This is a genomic window from Clostridium autoethanogenum DSM 10061 (genome assembly GCF_001484725.1).
Taxonomy (GTDB): Bacteria; Bacillota; Clostridia; order Clostridiales; family Clostridiaceae; genus Clostridium_B; species Clostridium_B ljungdahlii.
This window is the reverse complement of sequence record NZ_CP012395.1, coordinates 2,468,103-2,488,911: the sequence shown is the minus strand read 5'-3', so window position 1 is coordinate 2,488,911 and position 20,809 is coordinate 2,468,103. Positions and strand designations below refer to the sequence as shown.

Below are 20,809 nucleotides of genomic sequence, written 5' to 3'. Positions count from 1 at the left end.
CTAACACATACCAATTTCTTAATTTAAAAATATATTAATTTTTATTATTTAAAGAAGCTTTTATGAAATCCCTAAATAATGGATGTGGTCTATTAGGTCTTGATTTAAGTTCTGGATGAAATTGTACGCCTACAAACCATGGATGGTCTTTTATTTCTACAATTTCTACTAACCTTGAATCAGGGCTCGTTCCTGAAAGAACAAGACCTGCCTGTGATAAATTTTTTCTATAATAATTATTAAATTCATATCTATGTCTATGTCTCTCATATATAACTTCTTCTTCATAAGCTTTAAAACAATTACTATCCTTTAAAAGCTTACATGGATATATTCCAAGCCTCATAGTACCACCTTTTTCATCTATATCCTTTTGATCTGGCATTAAATCTATAACAGGATATTTAGTGTCTGGGTCTATTTCTGAGCTATGTGCTCCGTCATATCCAAGTACATTTCTGGCAAACTCTATTACAGCACACTGCATGCCAAGACATATTCCGAAAAAAGGAATTTTATTCTTTCTAGCCCAACCTGCGGCTAATATTTTACCTTCTATTCCTCTATCACCAAATCCTCCCGGAATCAGCACTCCATCTATGTCTTTTAAGTGTTCTCCTACATTTTTACTAGTAACATCTTCAGAGTTTATCCACTTTATATTTACATTAGTATCGTTAGCATATCCTCCATGATTTAATGCCTCAACTACAGATATATATGCATCATGAAGCTCTACATATTTTCCAACTAAAGCTATATTTACATCTTTAGATAATTTTTTGATATTATCTACCATTTTAATCCATTCCGAATTATCTATTTCACTGCATTCTAATTTCAATTTCTTACATACCAATTCATCTAGTCCTTCTTTATGAAGCATCAATGGAACTTCATATAAATTTTCAGCATCTAAGTTTTGAATAACAGAATCTCTTTCTACATTGCAAAATAAAGCTATCTTTTCCTTTAAGTCATTAGATATAGACGCCTCTGAACGACATACTATTATATCTGGTTGTATTCCTATACCCCTAAGTTCCTTAACTGAATGTTGAGTAGGTTTTGTTTTCAATTCTCCTGACTTTTGCAAATAAGGTACTAGAGTAACATGTATAAAACATACATTTTCTATTCCAACATCATATTTTATCTGTCTTATGGCTTCTAAAAAAGGCTGGGATTCTATATCTCCTACAGTACCACCTATTTCAGTTATAACTACATCAATATCTTGTTCTTTGGCAACCCTATATACCCTTGATTTTATTTCATTTGTTATGTGTGGAATTACCTGAACTGTACTTCCTAGATATTCCCCTTTTCTTTCTTTTGATATTACTGACCAATATATTTTTCCTGTAGTAACATTATTATTTTTACTTAAATTTTCATCTATAAATCTTTCATAATGCCCTAAATCCAAATCCGTCTCTGCTCCATCATCTGTAACAAAAACCTCACCATGCTGATATGGGCTCATAGTACCTGGATCTACATTTATATATGGGTCAAATTTTTGAATTGAAACCTTTAATCCTCTATTCTTTAGAAGTCTTCCTAATGAAGCTGCGGTTATTCCTTTTCCTAGTGAAGATACTACTCCTCCGGTTACAAATATATATTTTGTATTCATAAAATTTCTGCTTTTAAAAGCAGTTTCACCCCCTGTTTTTTATCCTATAAAGTTTTAGTATTACAATCTTTAATTTAACTATTTAAAAATATAAATAACATTATAAAACTAATTAATTATTGACAAACTAATTAATTAGTTTTATAATAACAATTACCTTCATAAATAGTAAAATGGTGTATTTTTGTTCAAAACATATTTACTATGATATCACACTTTCTATTTATATTCCATATTTTTTTATTCTTTTCTATAAATATTTATTTTACTTTGTTTATTATATCTTCTGCTTCAAAATACATTTCTCTTATTTTTTTATCAAGCAATAATTTTTCTTCTGCTCTTTTTATATTCCTTTTTACATTTTTACTGTTCACAGAGGGAAAATCTTTTTTCAATAATTCCATATCACAGCATTCATATTTTTTAATAAGCAAAAAAAATAAGTATCTGCAAGATTCATTTTTTAATATTTTAAACATATCTTTCCTACTAAATCCCTTGTATTCACATAGCATTTTAATTATTTTAGTATATACTTCTTCTTTATTTCTAAAATATTTCATTGCAATCAATCAACCCTCTCTTTTCATTACTATATATTTAATTAATTGCCATATGTGAATACTTTAATCAAGACTGCCCAAAAAACTTATTCATTAACTTTTATATTTACTTTTAGCTTGGTATTTTTTAATGCTTGTCCTGCAGTACTAATTTTATAATTTATCATTATATCCCCACCTTGTTCGTCTACGTTTATATTCAAACTATTTGTTTCTATTCTCAGCTCTATAGTTCCATAAGGTGTTTTATACATGGACACATTTTTTTTATTCTTATCAAAATCCATTTTAGTACTAGTACTCCCCATTCTTATGAGAGAGAACTTATCCTGTTTTATCTTCAATGTAGTAGTAGTTCCTTCCATTCCGGATAATTCAGTTTCTTTATAAACAGCATAATAGGAATCATTTTTTTTATAAAAACTTCCTGGAGTAACAACTTCTATAGGTTCTTCCTCATCAGTTTGTTTACTGGATACATATATAATAGCCTTCTTTTTCATAATTTCGTTATTAAAACTTTATCAAAACCTATGGATTTTAGTAAAGCTATAACGTACTTCGCCTCCCCTTTAGTCTAAAATAACTAATATATACATTATATCAGACTAATTTTAATATTAAAATCTATTCCAATCGTGAAATACTTTTTCGCACTTTGGAAACCTCACCAAATAAGTGAAGTTTCCATCATTCTAAACTAGACATTTAAAAGAAAATAGCACTGCTTTACATAGCGAGTTTACCATTAGGAGTGTCAATTATTTGAATTATTCTCTCCTCATATCCCGTACTTGTATTTACATAAACTTTAAAGTAATCCCCCTTATAATTTCCAGAAAATTCGTAACATAATATTTCCTTATTAGTTTCTGTAGGAATTATAGTAAGCCTCTTACTTGTTACATTAAGCCTCTTGCTAACTCTCTTCTCAGCTTCTCCATAGCTTAACTTAGGGGTTTCTATTTTTCTATTTTCTTCATGGGATATTAAGTACTTTTCTGCTTCCACACCTATAATTTCTCCATTATCTAAAGCTATCTTTAGTTTAATCTGATCAGGATAAACAAGTATACCATTTTGACTATACACATAGTTTATTACTGCCACATTATTATATCTTAGGGAATACGTAGTAATCATATTTTTATAACCTAAATTATTTAAATACTTCAATCCAATTTCAGAAGCCTTTTTAACGTCCATAGAGCTGTTATTTATACTCTTATCATTTATTAAGTAGTATACCTTCCCTCCATTTTTACTTATTTCACATACCACTCTGCTGTCTTTTTTAGTTCTTCCCTTTAATGCTGCAGAAAATCTATATACCCCTATGTTGGATTTTTCATTAACAGAAGATACATCCATATTTTCTATCTTATCTTTTCCAATAACCTGCCTAGCAGTTTTTTCTGCCTCACCTTGAGAAACTTCTTTTTGTAATTTTATTTTAGGGTTTATCTGAAGTGTATTATCTGAAAATGGCCCATCATAAATTAATGTAGGATATTGAAGGACCTGTTTTTGTATTCCCTTAAATTGTTCAGATATTGATACATCGTTACTTTGGGCAAAAACACCTGTAATCTTTTTTCTTATTTCTCCCCATTTTACCTTTCCTTGATTTATATTGTTAGATACTAATTCCAGCTGATTTTCAAGTACATTGGATTGCTTTTTTAATCTTTCTATATCATTATAATCTTTTTCGCTTAACTGTTTTCCTTCTGTAGATGATCTGCCTAAACTATAACAGAAATCTCCTACCTGAGTTAAAAACTTACTAGTATCCGATATAGTAGATTGGGACACTGGAAGTGAATGCAATTTATCACTAGCTATAGCAGAATACCTAAATATTTCGTCAAAAACTACTATCTGTTGCTCCCTTGATCCAACTATAGCCGCTTTGGTTAAATTAGTTCTTATATTTTGCACTGCATCTATTAATTCATACATACTTTTACCATACTCACCCTGCAAATAATTTCTATAATCATTTCTTTCAAGTGTCATTAATACGGCAAATGTACTCGAAAACACTACAATTAAAGTTACTATGGCAGTATACATTATTCTTTTTTTAGAAAACTTCATAAATTTCCACCTCTTTTTATGACTAATCTCACCATTTATCCGATCGCTACCATTGCTAACGTCCCCCATCGCACACAGTGAAAGCGACTATCACCAAATCAAAGACTTGGGATATCTGCTTTTCTATCAAAGTTGGGGATAAGCACTGCTACTGGATAAGTTCTTCCCCTAAAGGATAACGTATTCTAAGTGCTAAAGACACTAAGAATACTGTTAATAAGGTTCAGCTGGAAAAAGTCATACTTATAAGCAAACTCCATCTGAACCTAAGAATCACTTGATCCGATGATAATTCCTGCATTATTACATTTTGACTCTTTTTATATTGTTTGCATTTACCTAATTGTTATGTATTATTTGTTTAATATAAAATTTAAAAGCCAATACTATATTTATTACTTATTATTAATTTTTTCTTAAATGTTAGTTAAATGAGTTTATTATTTTCCGTACATTTTATATAATTAAATTACATACTTAACCAGAAGGTGATTAAATGAAAGTTTTAATTCTTTCGATTTCTGCGGGAGGCGGACATGGTAACGCTGCAGAAGCTATAAAAAGTTACATAGCCTTAAAAGCTCCAAAATCAGAAGTAAAGATTATTGATACCATTAAATATATAAATCCTATAATAGACAAAGTAGTAATTGGAAGTTATTTAAAATCCCTAAAAGTATCCCCTTATTTATATGGGAAATTATACACTTACTCAGAAGATGATTACACAATTACAAACACTATAAGTTCTAAGCTTATTGAAGCTATGACTTGTAAACTGATTCCACTTATTCGTGAATTTAAACCTAATATATTAATAGCTACCCATTCATTCTCTACAGAAATGCTGTCGGTACTAAAGTCAAAATACAGTATGAACATACCCTGTATGTCCATAATCACTGATTATTACTCTCATAGTTCTTGGCTTCATCCTTATATTGACGCTTATGTAGTTTCTAATGAAGATATGATAAGCAAAATGATTTTTAAAGGAATATCCAAAGACACTATTTATAACTTAGGAATACCTGTTAAACCAGATTTTAATATGAATTATGATAGAGGAGACACGTTAGAATCATTAGATTTATGCGAATCAAAATTTACCGTACTAGTTATGGGTGGAAGTCTAGGACTTGGAAAAATAGTAGATATATATAAACAGCTAGCTAACATAAATGAAGATATTCAAATAATCATAATAACAGGGAAAAATAAAAAACTTTATGCAGAGCTTTCAAAGATTAAAGATTCTTCTTCAAAGGAAACTAGAATTATAGGTTTTACTGACCATGTAAATAAGTACATGCAAGCTTGCGACCTTCTTTTAACAAAACCAGGAGGACTTACTATTACTGAAGCCTTAATATGCAAAATACCACTTGGTATATTTTCTCCAATACCAGGTCAAGAAGAAAAAAATGCTCAATTTCTGCTAAGGCATAACTTGGCTGTAAACTTAACTGACATAGAAAAGTGTGGTGAAAACATAGAAAAACTTCTTCACTCTAAAGATGCACTAAAAAGCATGGTAGAAAATTGCAGTAAATTTTCTAAACCTTATGCTGGAAATGATATATTTAATTTAATAAATTGGCTTGTACAAAATAAATCAAATAAAAGTTCCTTTACAGAAGAAGATAAAATTTATGAAAAGAATAGTCCTAAAACTTTTTTTAAATCTGCAGAAAAATACTTTTTGAAAACAGCTTTAAAATTATTTGAATTATAAATTAACTTGTGTTAAATATAGATTTCGATTCATATATTACAAGTTAGGGCTAATTAAAGGTATGAAATTCTCAAGTTTTGAGAACTTACCATATTCAGCCCCCTTGTACACTAGATTTATATTCCCAACTTATTTAACACTTCTATTATTTTAAATCTAACTTTTATATTATTTTTGTCACTTATGTCAAATTTATTATTATTTACCATCTTATACTCCTCCGGTGTCAAAACCTTTTTCATTTCTTGCTCTGTCTTTTTGTATGATACTTGTCCTTTTGTAATATCTACAAAACATAATGGAGGAAACATAACACACCACCAGTTTTGACCTCGTCCTTTGCCTATAATCACCCTATAAGCCTCATACCTTCCCTGAGGAAGAGTTATATTTCCATAAGTCTTTATAGGAAAATTTACTTTGGATAAGGTACTTTTAACTTCATAGTTATAACCCTGTTCACTTATTACTCTACGGGCTACTTTTAATACATCCTTATCATTTTCCATTAAAACTTTTCTTGATTCGTCTATATTTTTACAGTCCTTTAGTTTAGGTTGTATATATTTCAATATTTCGTCTCTTACTTTTAGTTTAAGTGCCTGATCACTTTTTGAATCACTATTTGCTATAACATGAAATCTTATAATCCTAGATGCCATATCATCTTGTATATTGTCACTTTTTACTTTACATAAATAGGAACATACAGTAAATATACTTAAAACACATATACTAAATACTAATAAAAATTTCTTCATAATCTCATCCCCACTTTTTAATAACTATTGAATATTTCATTAGTAATTATTTACATATATCTCAATTATATTCACTGTATTTTATTATTTTACTACACCAATTCTCCTTATCTTAGTATCTACATTTACATTTACAACTGCATCCTTATAAGAATCCTCCCATTTATCTTTTACTTGCCTCCACATGAGAGGATGATATCTTTTTATATAATCCTTAAATCCTATAGGATCAATCTTAAGATCCCTTTGAGTAACTTTTATAGCGTCTTTACACTCCTGTGATATGGCCTTATTAAAACTTTGTTCAATATAGCTCAGTTTATCTACTGATAAAACCTTACCATTAGTATAATAATTTTTTATCTCACCTTCAATATTTAACTTTATATTAAATACCAAATTGCCTTTTTCTTGAGACACCTTTATTCTTCTATTGCTATCATTTATCCTTATATCTACAGGATGGCCTTCTAAATATATCATTCTTTTACCATTTTTTAATTTACCTTGTAATAATTGTATATTAGAAGTCTGAACTTGATTTAAATCACCCTCATATTTAAAATTTTTTATAGCTGCAGTACCTGCTATTTTTATATTCTTTTTGTCCTTATCCATTTCAACTTTTGGTATTATGCTATTTCCATTTTCACTCATACTAACTAGAAAATCATTTAAAGTTACAGTCTTAACTTCATTGTCCTTGGCATCTCCTTCAACTAATCCCAATATATAATCTTCTGTACTTTTTCCCATAGGTGTTTTAATTTTTATATATTTATCTGAGCTGCCACTAGCTAAAACTATATACATATTTCTATTTAAAGAAGGCTCTCTTTGCAAATAATCTATGACTTCTTTTACTACATCAGGATATTCCATTAAGCCTTTACCTAAAACAAGCAGCTTAGTTTGACTAAACTTCACAGTTCTACTGCTTTTAGACATTGCTGTATTTACAGCATCCTCCATTGAATATCCATCTACATCAACATATTTGTCCCCAGATATACCTCCTTTACCTGGTTCTAATTTACTCAAATCCGGTGTTCCAAAAGTTACATGAATCTTTTTTAGGTTTACAGACGTTAGAAGATCTGTTGACTTTACATTTTTTAATTCTTTAACCTTACCTATATCTTCTCCTGCATCTACTCCTATTACAGATACCAATTGAGTTCTTTCTATCTCAACTTTATCCCAGCATCCAGTTAACACAGTACAAACTAAAAATATGCATATAAACTTACTTGCATTTAAGTTTCTTTTAGGTTTGCTGAACAAAAATATAATTAAAGGAAGCAATATTAAGCTGTACGCAGCTGCCACAGGCATTACTGTGTTAATTATATGATATAGCTCTGCTATATTTTCAGGATACATAGCTGTCAAATATATAAAGGGAGCTATTAAAGCTGAAGAGATCTTTATATCCCCTAATCTAAATACATCTTTCACTATATCTGAAGACAAGTAATATACATTAGAAAAATTGCAAAAGTAAAACATGATCCATACAGCCATTGCTATACCTTCCCATCTCTCTATAAAGGCTCCTCTTATATCCACAGATTTTATCATTGTTATAGTAGGCCATAATAAAGTTTTAGTTTGTTCTTCAGAAAAAATAGCCAGAGACAGTATAACTGTAACAACATAAAATAACGTTACAAACAAGATGCTTTTTAAAGCTATTTTTCTTATACTTCCTTTATTTTTTGCAAAAGGACCAACTAAATATATTATCTCTATGCCGATAAAACTATATATTGTATTTTTAAACGCTTTTAAATAATCATAAACATCACTATTAATAAAGTTAGGGATACTGTTGTTAAAGTGTGTTTTGTTTAAAGTAAACAAAAATATTAACCCTATTGACACAAACATTATCCAAAAAGAAATTTCATTAAATTTTATCAAATCTCCCAGTTCATTTCTTATAAGATAGATTCCCGTAAATATCATTACAATTATTAGAAATTCCGAAGGAGTCTTTTCCAGTAAATACATTTTTATAACTTCTATAAATATCCTCATTCCCATGGATATAAAAAATATATTATATGCAACAAATATAAGTGCTAAAATACTTCCAAATATCTTTCCAAAGCTATTTTGTAGTATTGTACATAACTTGTTATATCCATTTAATTTTATAACTTTATAGGCAATGTAAATTAAGAAATAAACTAATATTCCTTCTACTATGGTTCCAATCCATCCATTTGAACCTAAATAGTTTACCACTTCTTCGGGATATGAAAATGATCCTACACCTATCATAGTTATTACTATAGTACTGAACATTCCAAATTCAGTTATAAAATTTTTTTGTGTCATGTAATAACCATCTCCTTACCAATTCACAGTTCACAATTCATAACTTACAGTATGTGTAAATTTAAGTTTTTAAGTTATCTTTGTCTTATTTTATCTTGAGTTTTCATATACCCTGGTCTTCTTTTAAAAAAGCTAAAAGGCAATCTCAGGTACATATCCTTAAAATCATTAATGTTTTCATTTACCATTGGAGACAGGTAAGGTATTCCAAAACTTTTAAGTTTAACTAAGTGTATCAATGTTAATATAAGTCCAATCATAATTCCATAAAGTCCAGCAATTGCGGATGCAATTATGAGTAAAAATCTAATAAGCCTAAATGCAGCTGTCATCTCATAATTAGGTGTAGTAAAACTTGTTATAGCTGTGATTGCTACTATTATTATCATTATTGGGCTCACTATTCCAGCCTGAACTGCTGCCTGCCCTATAATAAGGCCTCCTACTATACCCGTAGTTGCACCTATGGCCTTTGGCAACCTGGCTATAGATTCTAAAAGCAATGCCAAACTTACCTCCATAATTATGGCTTCTACAAAAGCTGGAAAGGGTACTCCTTCTCTTGAAGCTGCAATAAAATATGCTAGTTTAGTAGGTATTATTCCTGTATGAAAAGAAGTAACAGCAACATAAAGAGCAGGCAATATAAGCGAAAGAATAATAGACATAAACCTTATTATTCTAATAGTAGACCCATATATCCACCTTTGATAATAATCATCTGGTGATTGAAACAGATTTGGCATCGTAGCTGGAACTATAATTGCAAAAGGAGAATTATCTACTAAAACAGCAATTCTACCTTCATAAAGTGCAGCTGCTACTACATCTGGTTTCTCAGTACTTTGAACCTGAGGAAAAAGAGACCATTTATTGTCTTCTATAAGCTGTTCTACATATCCACTATCTAAAATAGCATCTATTTTAATGTTATCTAATCTTTTTTCAAGTTCCTTTAGAGCTTTAGTATTTACTATATCGTCTATATACATTATTACCACATCGGTTTTAGATCTTACTCCCAGTGGTTTAGGCACAATTTTAAATCTGGTATCCCTTACTCTTCTTCTAACAAGTGCTGTATTGAATCTTATAGTTTCTGTAAATCCGTCTCTTGAACCTCTTAAAACAGTTTCTCCTGAAGGTTCCGTTACCCCTCTCGCAGGCCATAATCTAGTAGAAATTATATAAAAACTTTTCATTCCTTCAAGAAACATCAAAGTATCTCCTGATAAGACCAAATCTACCCCTTTTTTCAAGTCATCTAAATCCTTCATATCAGATACACTCATCATTCTATCTTTTATATTATCTACATATTTTACATATCTTGATCTAGCCATTAATCCTCTAAGTAGATCATTCAAAAGCATTTTGTCTCCCATTCCGTCTATGTATACTATTGCAGATTTTACAGATCCTATATAAAATTCTCTAAAAACCACATCTGAATCATCCTTAAACAGATCTTTTAAATATTTTATATTTTCATCTACACTAGAAGACACCGTGCTTCTTATCTCTTCTTTCACTTTTATCACTTCCTTAAAAAGAATAGATAGAAAAGGCGTATAACACAACTGAGAGAACTATTAAAATTACGCCAATTACCCTAGATTTAAAAGCAGTTTTTACTAACCTATTTCTTTTAAATTTTTTTGATTCAATGAATGTCAAAATGATTCCTTCAATTACCATAAGTATAAAAAAATATTTGTCAAACAGATGAACTATTCTCACATTTTTCCCTCTTCCCTTTTGTCAACTTTATATGAAGTAATTTTAAGTTATTTTTCGCCTAATAAAACTTATTTATTCATAAAATTGTTTTTGCTAATTTATTTCAAATCTATATAAAAAATTCCTGCTTAGTTATACGTTTTGTAACCAAACAGGAACTTTTTAAGTTAATGATTAAAAATGAATAGTAAATAAGGATTTTTCTCCACTACGATTTGAAAAATCTTAAGTTTAAAGCTTATTGAATCAAAGCTTCAATAGCACTATACTTTAGATTTTCTGGAGTTTTAACAGAAGAAAATCATCCATAACTCTTAATTATACTTTATCAATTATCAGCAAAATATCTAGAATATAAATTCAACTTCCAAATTATAGATTCTATATACCTTTAAATGGTTCTTGTAATAAACACCTCTCTATACCTAGTTTTCATATTATCATAACATTTCTGTGCTTTTAGCATATCATCAAAAAAAGCAAAAATGCTTGGACCGCTTCCACTCATAAGTGAACCAACTGCTCCAAAATCTATCAAATCAGTTTTTATTTTTCTAAGCACGGGATATTTTTTTAAAGTTACATTTTCCAAAACATTTTTCATGTTTTTACTCAGCATCTCCAATTTTGATTCATTAACCGCATCTATTAAAATTTCTGTATTAGGATGCCTTTTTATTTTACTTATGTCTAAACTCTTATATACCTCTGCTGTGCTCACTCCAAAAGGTGGTTTAATTAATATGAGTATATGGTTTCTAAACGGCATGAGTGGTGTAACCTTCTCTCCTATCCCCTCGCACAAGGCTGTACCTCCTATTATACAATAAGGAACATCTGCCCCTATATTTAAGCCTAATTCGCTCAATTCTTTATCACTTACTTCAGGAGTATAAATATTTCTCATAGTCTTTAGTATAGCTGCAGCATCCGCACTTCCACCAGCAAGTCCAGCTGATACAGGTATATTTTTACCTATGTTTATACTAATTCCATTCTTTATATTATATTTATCAATAAATAATTTTGCTGCTCTGTAAACCAAATTTCTCCTGTCACAGGGAATATATCTATTATTAGAGCATATCTGTATTCCAGTTTTGATCTCATCTATTTTTAAAACATCATATAAGTCTATATTCTGCATTATCATTTTCAAAAGATGATACCCATCTTTTCTTTTTCCCACCACGTCTAATGAGAGATTTATTTTAGCATAAGCTTTTACTAACATTTCAATCCTCCAAAGTAACTTAATAATATTAAGGTATTTAAGATAGTATAATACTATTTTAAAATTAAAGCTATACTTTTAAAATTTAAAAGTATAGCTTTTTCCTATATCATAGCTAGTGAATTTAAATTTGATTTTTCTTTATTTAGCTTCTGATTTAACAGCTTTATTAGAGGATCTATTTCTTCAAAGAATATTATTATGAGATCTCCTTGTTTTGCAGTATCTATTGCTTTTTCTAATGCCTCTTTTTCATCTAAAATAACTTCTACCTTGTTCATGTCAAAGCCTGACTTCGTGACGCCTACCTTTAGTATTTTTGCTATAGCTCCAATTTCTCTACCTCTTCTATCTTTATCTTCTTTAATGTATACATAATCAAAGTTCTTTCCCACAATACTTCCTATTTTTTCAACACTCTCATCTGTTCTATCACCTGGTACTCCAATTACTCCAACTAATCTATTATATTTTAAATTTTTAGCACCTCTTATAACAGCTTTATAACCTTCTATATTGTGTCCATAATCTAAAACTACTTTTATCCCATTTAAATCATACATATTAAACCTACCGGGGTTAAAAGAAAAATCTCCATAAAAGGTTTTAAACCCTTTCCTTATAATAGAATAGTCTATATTAAGCCCTACTGCAGCCGCACAAGCAGCCATAGCATTTTCTACATTATAGGTTAATTTTCCATCTAATGATATTCTTATATCTTCCACTTTAGCAATAGGTACTATTTTTTCTGTTTTTTCTACATACATAATATTATCTTTAATATATACTCCATACCCTCCACTATTTATGTTTTTTCTCAAAACTGGATTATCCTTATTTTTCGAAAACATAATTATAGTACTTTTTATTCTATTAATTATACTTATACTTACTAAGTCATCTGCATTTAAGACTACATACCCATCTTTTTTTACAGCTTCTCCTACAAGAGATTTCACATAAGCTAAATCCTTCATGGTATGTATTCCATCTATACCTAGATGATCTTCAGTTATATTAGTTATAACTGCTACATCTGCCAGGTCATAAGCAAGACCCCTTTTTATTATGCCACCTCTTGCCGTTTCTAGCACTGCTGCCTCTACATCCCTATTTGCCAGAATCGTTTTAGCACTATAATATCCTGTAGTATCACCTTTACATATACACTTATTATTTACATATATTCCACCTGTAGTAGTCATTCCAACATTATATCCAGACTTTTCTAAAATATGTGCTATAAGTCTTGTAGTTGTAGTTTTCCCATTAGTTCCCGTAACTGAAACTACAGGTATTGGCTTATATTTATCAAACATCATATCTACTATAGCACTTGCTACATTTCTGCTCTTACCTTGGCTAGGATAATGGTGCATTCTAATACCTGGTGCTGCATTAACTTCTAATATAGCACCTCCACTTTTGTCTATAGGTTTACCTATGTCTTCACAGCATATATCTATACCACACACATCAAGTCCTATAGCCTTTGCTGCTCTTTCACAAATATTTATGTTATCTTGACATATTATATCAGTGCAATCTACTGCCTTCCCTCCTGTAGATAAATTTCCATTTTCTCTTATTATCAACTTTTTACCTTTAGGTAATATACTATCTAACTTATAGCTGTGTTTACTTACACAAGACCTTAATTCTTCATCTATTTTTATTGTAGTCAAAGGCTTCTCATGTCCATCCCCTCGCGCTGTGTCTTTATTTACATTTTTTATTAATTCAACTACAGTGCTTACTCCATCTCCTACAACGTAGGGAGGTATTTTTTCCGAAACAGCTATTACTTTTCCATTTATCACACATATCCTAAAATCTTTTCCCGTTATATTTTTTTCTATCATTATGTTATCATATTTTTTTGATAATATATGATAAGCATTTATAGCTTCCTTTTCACTTTTTATATTTATAAATACACCTTTTCCTTGATTACCATAACAGGGTTTTAAAACTATAGGATATCCTATCTCTTTAGCTTCTATAAGCAACTCTAAAGGGCTTCTTACAATTCCGCCTTCTGCTACGGGAAGACATTGATTTTTAAGTATTTCTTTAGTCAATATTTTGTCACAGGATATATCTACAGCTACAGCTTTTGTATTATATGATATGGTGGCTTCTATAATTTTACTATGCTTTCCATATCCCAATTGAAATATACTATTGTCTCCAATTCTAGTTACAGGTATTCCTCTCTTTTTAGCTTCTGATATTACAGCTAAAGTACTTGATCCTATTTCTTCTCGTTTTAATACTTTCTTTAGATTTTCTATAGCTTCATTGAAATTATAATATGTTCCTTTTATAAGAGAATTTATTAAATTTACAGCTATCTTTCCCGCTGCTACTCCTGTATTTTTATATAAATACTCATATATTATATAATATTTGTCACCACTTATTTCCCTAGCTTTTCCATAGCAAGCATCTACTCCTAAATTATTTTCAATGGAAAGTATAATATGTTCGCATACATGAGCTAAGTAAGTGCCCTCTTCTAATCTTTTTCTAAAACCATGTTCTTCGTCAATTCCACACCTGTGTTCATTTAACTCAGGTATGATCTTTAACAATTTGTGATTAAACCCAGATATGTCTTTAGTAGGGATTTCGCTGTACCCTTCTAAATCTACAGACATTTTTATGCATTTTTTATGAGCAAATATATTTCTTCCCTGAAAAATTCTAAAATTATCTATTCTCATCTTCGTATATATTGCCCGTTATGCAAGCATAGAACTTTTAAATTCATTTAAAGACTCTGCTTACTTCCCTATTCATAGTATCCGATTTTGCTTATTTGCTACTTTCGTTTGGTCCGATACTCCAAGGGCTTAAAATCCCGTTTAACTATAACGGTATCATCAGCACTTATCTTTACGTTAGGCATTGTTATTTCCTTTCGAATGCCCTATTTGCTGATTTAACGGTCTATTCGGACTCCTCCCTTTATATCTATTTGACCTTTTATTGGTTTTTATTATTTCATTAGTAGTGACAAAAATCAAAATTTACTAGATATTATAGGCTGATTTATTTAGTAAATTAAAATTATCTCCACATTTAAGAACATGCAATTTTACATCAAACATGGATAACACTTCATCTGGATGTTGTTCTGAAACATTACTGTAAGTTATATTAGAACCATCTATTACATATACTGCTCCAGAACCAACTACTGTAAATTCCCCATTTTCCTTGACTATAATGGCTGTGTCCTCATCGATTCCTATGCCTAAACTTTGAGGATTCTCTGCTATTCCTACAAGCAGTCTCCCTATCCTGCCTCTCTGTGCAAAATGTTGGTCTATAATAACCCCTTTTATAAATCCAAGTCCCGGAGCCATTTTTAGAGTACACTTTTTAGGAGACTCCTCATCAGGACCTGTTACTATCATAGTATCACTCATAACAGAAGCACCTGCGGAAGTTCCCACAAAAGTACATCCATTTTTATATAGCTCTTGGATTTTAGAATACAGTGGTGTTCCTCCTATTAAACTGGTTATTCTAAGCTGGTCACCTCCAGTAAAAAATATCATGGAAGCATCTTCTATTACAGTTATATTGCTTATATTAAATGCATCCTTTCTATCTTTAATATTTAATATTCTTATATTCTTTATACCTAATTCTTCGAATATTTTCTGATACTCATATCCTAATTCCTCTGGAATTTCAGAAGCAATAGTTGCAATTACAAGTATATCTTTACTTTTTTCCAATATCCCACAAACTTCTTTTAATATTTTTTTATCACCTTTTTTATCCTCTGCCCCTCCTATTATTATCAACTTTTCCTCTACTTTTTCTTTCAAACTTATACACCTTCTCCTGTGGATATCCTATATCTTTTCCATATTTTTAATTATTATGCGTAAGGCAAAAAACTTCAGCACTTTACTACTGAAGCATGTAAATTAAATTATTTATTTTTAACTTAGCTTTCACCTATACGGAACTTTGACTTAATACAAAAATAATGCGAAGCAAAGCTTCGCAAGTTAAGAATTAATAGTGAAGTATAATTTTTAGCTGTCGCAAAAAATCTTTAAATTTATATAAGTCAGTGCTTAGTAATGTTTTACTTTAGCAAAACGGGCCTTCAAAAACTTAATTAAAGATTTTTTGTAGTGTAACGGAAAAAAGTCTACATTAACTATTAATTCTTCATTCTTAACTATTAATTAAAACTTTGCTTCGCAAAGTTTTTAAATTATATAACGGCTCTTCCTGGTATAATAAGCTTTTCTCCAGCTTTTATAACATCGGGATCTTCTATACTGTTTAGTTTCACTAAGTTTTCCACTGTAGTATAATACTTTTTAGCTATCTTCCACAGGGTGTCCCCTTGCTGGACTACATATATTGTTAAGCTGGATTTTTTATCCGGGAACTCTCCTTCTAAGGTATCTATATTTACTAAAAACTCCTTATGCGTAATATAGTTTACTCGAGCATAAACCTCTATAACTGCTTTTATTGCTATGGTGTCTACTTCTATTTCTCCCTCTATACTTTCTAAAGACACTTTTGCTATACACTGCATATCAATTTTACTTTCAGGTATATCCACACTGCAGTTAAAAGGTATCTCCTCTTTAGACCTTCTTATTTGATTTTCTGAATCTTTATATAGTATCTTGGCATTTAAAACTCCTTCTACAATAACCTTATCTTCTACTATTTTCTTATCAGTTATGCACACATCTCCATAACACATAATTACTTCTGTAGGTTTAATTCCTTCATTTATTTCTATATTGGATTTAACCATACTTTGAGTAGTATTTTGTCCATGCATGACATTCAATTCATAATCTTCTTTTTCCATTTGCATAAGGGAAGATGGAGAATATGCATCTTCTATTATATCCATATCTTCTTTATACATAACCTTAGTATTGGATTTAACAAGTACTTCTAGCTCAACTATTCTGTTTTCTCCTAAGTCATCTTCTCGCATAGTATGTTCTACTTCATCAATGTTAAAATCAGTATGACTTTCCATAGAAGGATTAACTCCCTGCATTGGAAGTTCCTTATTTACAAACACATCTTTTTCTATGCATACAATGTCTCTTGTATCCTTTCCTCTATAGAGCATTCTAATAAGCACATAAGCTTCTACAGAAATTCTATCTTCTAACACCTTTATATCTTTTTTATGAACATTTATATTATATTCTAGTACACTTCCAATCTGCGGTTTGTCCACAGATATCTGAATTTCAGTTTTAGCAACTAAGTCTCCTGAAACTGTACCCACTATTTTATCTACAGTAGCAGGATTTTTTAACATCTGTATGTCCTCAGATCCAGTTACATCCTTTATAACCTCAAATTCATACTTTTTATACACTTCTGCCTTTAATTTTATAATTCCTTCAATAGCTATTTTTCTCTCATTTGCTATAGTACAATTCATATGTTCCACATAACAATCTGAATCACATAACATCATATGTTCTGTGCCGGGTACCTCCACATAATTGGAAAATGTTCCTGTATAATTGACACTGTAAATACCCATGTTTTCGCTTTCTTCTGCTAAGTAAAGCAAAGTATATTCTATTTTCCCCTCTACAAATACTTTATCCTGCATCACTTCTTTATTAGTTATACTTGGTTTTGCATTAAGAATTAGAATTTCTTTAACATCCGGATTTGTATCAGGTATTACATATTCTGCTTTTATAACAGTATCCGAAAAATCTTCGGCTAGTAATTGTTCACATTCTATATTTTCTTTAATAAAATCTATGCTCATATTTATTACCTCCCCCATAAAAACCTACTATTTATTTATATAAATTTGAGGTAAAAAATATGCTACTATTGTAAAGATTTTTATGCTGTCTATTAATATTGACATTTAAAGAATTTTGACGTAATATTAAATTGGTTGTTAACCATATAACCTCTCATAAATTCTCAATACCCTTTTATACCATAGTTGAAAGATGGAATTAGCCATCTTTCTTCTTACCCTATAGAATTAAAAATAGTATATAGAATGATAATTATTTAAAATTATTATTCTATATACTATCCTTAATTCTACTAATTACCACTTAGAAAAGAGTAAAGGTAGTGGTTCCTGTAATTTGACTTGATTAATATTGCAAAAATAAATCGGTTATTTAATACCAATTTACGCCGTTTTATACTGGGAAAACTAATTGAACTGTCTTAGTTAAAACATCTGAATAGCTATATGTCACTTTCCTTTGGGTGTCACTTTCTAATCTAATCACAAATATACTAGGATAAGCTTTTTCTATCGTTCCCTTATTAACAAAAACTTTTCTCCTACCTCCATTTGCTTTTAGGGTTACCTTATCTCCCACATGATTTTCAATATTTTTTCTTATAGAAGCTAATACATTAGATCCTTCTATCATTCCAAACACCCTCTTTCAACATTTTATATTATACTCCCTATCCGCTATTATGTCAATTAAACTTTTTAGTATATCAGTTAATAAATCGCTTTGTCAATATTAATTTTTTGTAAACAGAACCAGGATACTTCTATTTATAGCATTTTATATTGTTATTTCTTTAAGTCACTCATATATACAATAATATTTACTATTTTTATGATTTTTATACATAGAGTGATTTGGGAAATCCTTCTCTATACTTTCCTCTTGTTTGTAATCCTCCAATGCCATTAGTTCTTGTTATAGTATTTTCTAATGCCTCTTGAATGGATACAACTTTTTCTATATTGGTATACGCTATTTTTTCGCACAAAAATACTGGGTCCAAACAATGAATAAGTACTCTACTAGGTGAGCTCGCAAAATTAGCTCCTGAATCTAAAATTTTCTCGTAGCAGGACTGGCATGCCCCTGCAAATATTACTAAATCATCATAGTTAGATTTGTAATTTCTGAGCTCGGATACTGTTTTCACAAAATACTTGGAATTTTTGTAGTTGTTTAAATCTGTATAGTCCTTAGTACCTTTAACTATAGCATCATGTCCTGTAATCACAACTATATCAGGCTTAATTTCCCTGGCTAACTCTACTACCTGACCAGGTTGATCTTTCTCTGGTATATTCTTCCCAACTACGTCTAACAAAAGCTGCTTATATACTTTAAGACATACATCTAAATATTCCGAATCTCCATCTATATGAAGTATCTTTCCTGGTCTTCCAAACGTCAATTCTTTACCTGATTTATGTGATAAAAATTTTGTTATATTATATTCTTGTCTGAACCCTCCCCTACTTGCTAAAATGTCTTTAATAGATCTATTAACTTGTCTACTAAATATCTTTTCACTTTCTGTAAGAGAATCTTCAGATACAGGTTCTAAATCATCTTCAGCTGAATCTGCAATTATTCTCAAATTTATTCCCTTTAGAATATATAGTTTTCCTTCTGCTTCTTCCTTCACATCTATTATTTTAAAAGTTATATCTCTATCGTAAGATTTCCTTACCACTACATCTCCTATTTTCATATTTTCATACATCCCCATATAAAAAGTCATGATATATATTATGAATACAATACATTTTAAGTGCAAAAAATAAGGACTATACCGGATTTAATTTAAAATTCCAGGTATAGCTCCTAGCCTTCTTTGATAATTTTACTTCTGGTTATATATTTTTTTAAATTTCTCAATAAAATCAATATATTTACCCTGCTCAGAAATTAATTCCTGAAGTTTATTATTATAAGTCTTTAAAGGCCAATTAACTTCGTTATAGTAGTATCTATTAGCCAACCTCCAAAATCTTTGAGGAAATAGCAAAAAAGCAAATATTACCCTGTATTCTTCTTCTTTAATAGGGCTAACTTCATTATATGAATTAATTATAAGCTCTGCATTAGCTATATCCCAGTCGGATCTTTTTAAAACCTTACCCATAAAAGACGAAATATCATAAGCCCTAACTTCCCTTTTACAATAGTCGAAGTCTATTACATTTACTTTATTATTATTGTCAATTACTATATTGTGATAGGTAAAATCGTGATGACAAAATCCTTCTTCTTTTTCTGTAATGTCACATAATTCATCATATTTAGAATCATTCAATACCTCTATGGCCTTTCTTCCAAAATCTTTATAAAACTGAACTTCTTTAGTATAATTTAAATCAAAATCTCCCTTGTTGCTTTTTTTCCTACCCATATCTCTCATTTTATCAAGAGCTTTAACCCTTTTTTCCATAAGGTGGTGCCACCTACCAAGATCTGTCTTCAATTTGCTGTTTTCCGGCGGCTCATATCCCTTGGAAGCTACATGTAAACTTGCCAGGCACTTAGAGGCATTTATGACATCATCTCTATTTTTAAAATCACATTCTCTGCCGCTAATCCATTCGGAAAGAGTATATATATCTTCATTTACAAGTGCATATGGATTTCCATCTACATTATTGCAATACTTATCTACATATGGAAACCCATTTTTTATAAGATGCTCCTTTGCTCCATAAACAAACAGAAGTTTTTGAGTCCCATAGTTTACCTTCTTTAAGCACTTCATTCCTTTGTCTGTTTTTAGAAGATATACTCCTTTGCTTGGTTTTATATTTTCAATTTTTACATCAAATTGTCTTTCTATTTCAAATTCTCGCATCATGTTAATCACCCCTATATATTTATATGAGGTCCTAAATTAATTTAGAAGAAT

16 protein-coding genes are annotated in these 20,809 nt (G+C 30.0%); 1 reads left to right on the top strand and 15 read right to left on the bottom strand.

Annotation, left to right across the window (positions count from 1 at the left end):
- Nucleotides 1-34: 34 nt before the first annotated feature.
- The 4 genes from CLAU_RS11390 to ypeB form a co-directional block, all read right to left on the bottom strand.
- Nucleotides 35-1,639 (bottom strand): CTP synthase, encoded by a 1,605-nt coding sequence (locus CLAU_RS11390; RefSeq protein WP_013236910.1) that lies wholly within the window; start codon nt 1,637-1,639, stop codon nt 35-37.
- 260 nt (nt 1,640-1,899) lie between these two features.
- On the bottom strand, nt 1,900-2,205 hold the full coding sequence (locus tag CLAU_RS11385; protein WP_013236909.1) for a hypothetical protein: 306 nt from the start codon (nt 2,203-2,205) through the stop codon (nt 1,900-1,902).
- 86 nt (nt 2,206-2,291) lie between these two features.
- Nucleotides 2,292-2,708: a YwiB family protein gene (locus tag CLAU_RS11380; RefSeq protein WP_013236908.1), complete on the bottom strand. Its 417-nt coding sequence runs from the start codon at nt 2,706-2,708 to the stop codon at nt 2,292-2,294.
- Between the two features lie 226 nt (nt 2,709-2,934).
- The gene (gene ypeB, locus CLAU_RS11375; RefSeq protein WP_013236907.1) at nt 2,935-4,305 is read right to left on the bottom strand and encodes a germination protein YpeB; all 1,371 of its coding nucleotides are present in this window, start codon (nt 4,303-4,305) and stop codon (nt 2,935-2,937) included.
- A gap of 496 nt (nt 4,306-4,801) precedes the next feature.
- Here ypeB and CLAU_RS11370 point away from each other — a divergent pair, with 496 nt between their 5' ends.
- On the top strand, nt 4,802-6,040 hold the full coding sequence (locus CLAU_RS11370; protein ID WP_013236906.1) for an MGDG synthase family glycosyltransferase: 1,239 nt from the start codon (nt 4,802-4,804) through the stop codon (nt 6,038-6,040).
- Between the two features lie 116 nt (nt 6,041-6,156).
- Here the strand turns inward: CLAU_RS11370 and spoIIR are convergent, their stop codons facing one another.
- From spoIIR to CLAU_RS11315, 11 genes are all read right to left on the bottom strand, one after another.
- Nucleotides 6,157-6,801 carry a stage II sporulation protein R gene (gene spoIIR, locus CLAU_RS11365; RefSeq protein WP_013236905.1) on the bottom strand — a complete coding sequence of 215 codons (645 nt, stop codon included), beginning with the start codon at nt 6,799-6,801 and terminating at the stop codon, nt 6,157-6,159.
- Nucleotides 6,802-6,885: 84 nt separating this feature from the next.
- Complete coding sequence (locus CLAU_RS11360) at nt 6,886-9,144, bottom strand: Ger(x)C family spore germination protein (RefSeq protein WP_013236904.1); 2,259 nt, start codon at nt 9,142-9,144, stop codon at nt 6,886-6,888.
- Nucleotides 9,145-9,218: 74 nt separating this feature from the next.
- On the bottom strand, nt 9,219-10,676 hold the full coding sequence (locus tag CLAU_RS11355) for a spore germination protein (protein WP_013236903.1): 1,458 nt from the start codon (nt 10,674-10,676) through the stop codon (nt 9,219-9,221).
- A gap of 13 nt (nt 10,677-10,689) precedes the next feature.
- Nucleotides 10,690-10,884 carry a CLC_0170 family protein gene (locus CLAU_RS21465; RefSeq protein WP_013236902.1) on the bottom strand — a complete coding sequence of 65 codons (195 nt, stop codon included), beginning with the start codon at nt 10,882-10,884 and terminating at the stop codon, nt 10,690-10,692.
- Between the two features lie 391 nt (nt 10,885-11,275).
- Nucleotides 11,276-12,118, bottom strand: a complete 843-nt coding sequence (gene ispE / locus CLAU_RS11345; protein ID WP_013236901.1) for a 4-(cytidine 5'-diphospho)-2-C-methyl-D-erythritol kinase — start codon at nt 12,116-12,118, stop codon at nt 11,276-11,278.
- A gap of 104 nt (nt 12,119-12,222) precedes the next feature.
- Nucleotides 12,223-14,847 carry a cyanophycin synthetase gene (cphA, locus tag CLAU_RS11340; protein ID WP_013236900.1) on the bottom strand — a complete coding sequence of 875 codons (2,625 nt, stop codon included), beginning with the start codon at nt 14,845-14,847 and terminating at the stop codon, nt 12,223-12,225.
- Between the two features lie 309 nt (nt 14,848-15,156).
- Nucleotides 15,157-15,963 carry a cyanophycinase gene (locus tag CLAU_RS11335; protein WP_013236899.1) on the bottom strand — a complete coding sequence of 269 codons (807 nt, stop codon included), beginning with the start codon at nt 15,961-15,963 and terminating at the stop codon, nt 15,157-15,159.
- Between the two features lie 398 nt (nt 15,964-16,361).
- Nucleotides 16,362-17,915 carry a DUF3794 and LysM peptidoglycan-binding domain-containing protein gene (locus tag CLAU_RS11330; RefSeq protein ID WP_013236898.1) on the bottom strand — a complete coding sequence of 518 codons (1,554 nt, stop codon included), beginning with the start codon at nt 17,913-17,915 and terminating at the stop codon, nt 16,362-16,364.
- Between the two features lie 394 nt (nt 17,916-18,309).
- Nucleotides 18,310-18,546 carry a Veg family protein gene (locus tag CLAU_RS11325; protein WP_029170030.1) on the bottom strand — a complete coding sequence of 79 codons (237 nt, stop codon included), beginning with the start codon at nt 18,544-18,546 and terminating at the stop codon, nt 18,310-18,312.
- A gap of 208 nt (nt 18,547-18,754) precedes the next feature.
- Entirely contained in the window at nt 18,755-19,624 is an 870-nt protein-coding gene (gene yabG, locus CLAU_RS11320; protein ID WP_013236896.1) for a sporulation peptidase YabG, read from the bottom strand.
- Between the two features lie 132 nt (nt 19,625-19,756).
- Entirely contained in the window at nt 19,757-20,758 is a 1,002-nt protein-coding gene (locus CLAU_RS11315) for a CotS family spore coat protein (RefSeq protein ID WP_013236895.1), read from the bottom strand.
- Between the last annotated feature and the right edge of the window lie 51 nt (nt 20,759-20,809).

What these genes read in the sequence shown, in the direction of transcription:
- CLAU_RS11385 (WP_013236909.1), bottom strand. Translation starts at nt 2,205, where the DNA reads ATGAAATATTTTAGAAATAAAGAAGAAGTATATACTAAAATAATTAAA.
- ispE (WP_013236901.1), bottom strand. Translation starts at nt 12,118, where the DNA reads ATGTTAGTAAAAGCTTATGCTAAAATAAATCTCTCATTAGACGTGGTG.
- CLAU_RS11330 (WP_013236898.1), bottom strand. Translation starts at nt 17,915, where the DNA reads ATGAGCATAGATTTTATTAAAGAAAATATAGAATGTGAACAATTACTA.
- yabG (WP_013236896.1), bottom strand. Translation starts at nt 19,624, where the DNA reads ATGAAAATAGGAGATGTAGTGGTAAGGAAATCTTACGATAGAGATATA.
- CLAU_RS11360 (WP_013236904.1), bottom strand. Translation starts at nt 9,144, where the DNA reads ATGACACAAAAAAATTTTATAACTGAATTTGGAATGTTCAGTACTATA.
- ypeB (WP_013236907.1), bottom strand. Translation starts at nt 4,305, where the DNA reads ATGAAGTTTTCTAAAAAAAGAATAATGTATACTGCCATAGTAACTTTA.
- CLAU_RS11370 (WP_013236906.1), top strand. Translation starts at nt 4,802, where the DNA reads ATGAAAGTTTTAATTCTTTCGATTTCTGCGGGAGGCGGACATGGTAAC.
- cphA (WP_013236900.1), bottom strand. Translation starts at nt 14,847, where the DNA reads ATGAGAATAGATAATTTTAGAATTTTTCAGGGAAGAAATATATTTGCT.
- CLAU_RS11315 (WP_013236895.1), bottom strand. Translation starts at nt 20,758, where the DNA reads ATGATGCGAGAATTTGAAATAGAAAGACAATTTGATGTAAAAATTGAA.
- CLAU_RS11390 (WP_013236910.1), bottom strand. Translation starts at nt 1,639, where the DNA reads ATGAATACAAAATATATATTTGTAACCGGAGGAGTAGTATCTTCACTA.
- CLAU_RS11380 (WP_013236908.1), bottom strand. Translation starts at nt 2,708, where the DNA reads ATGAAAAAGAAGGCTATTATATATGTATCCAGTAAACAAACTGATGAG.
- spoIIR (WP_013236905.1), bottom strand. Translation starts at nt 6,801, where the DNA reads ATGAAGAAATTTTTATTAGTATTTAGTATATGTGTTTTAAGTATATTT.